Origin of the sequence: Bacillus sp. SIMBA_154, from assembly GCF_046536015.1 — a bacterium.
Lineage (GTDB): Bacteria > Bacillota > Bacilli > Bacillales > Bacillaceae > Bacillus > Bacillus pumilus_P.
The window spans coordinates 1-276 of record NZ_JAWJBV010000213.1; the positions used below are offsets into that span (position 1 = coordinate 1).

A 276-nucleotide genomic window follows, 5' to 3' on the forward strand; every position below is an offset into this window, starting at 1 on the left:
GTTCGCTTTAACCTGAAGAACCCACCTCCCGCAAAGCGGCTTTCTGTTGAATCGGTTCCCAATAGGGAATGGCTCATTATTTATAATCTGGGCGGCTTAACGAGTGATATGGCGGCTAATGGTATTGATGATATTGAACATGCCTTTAATCGCTTTATGGCTGACGCTGACGAATTCTTTAAAGAGACACGACGGCAGGATTTTTCTTCTGCGCTTGATTATATCGACGCGAAGTTAGAAGAAAAACGAACTCGGTTCTGTATGCCTCGTAAACAC

General features: G+C 44.2%; 1 protein-coding gene. It reads left to right on the plus strand.

All coding sequences use genetic code 11. The features are described 5' to 3' along the window. Positions 1-276: hypothetical protein (locus tag R0K30_RS21775; protein WP_410612907.1), on the plus strand; the 276-nt coding region annotated here is incomplete at both ends.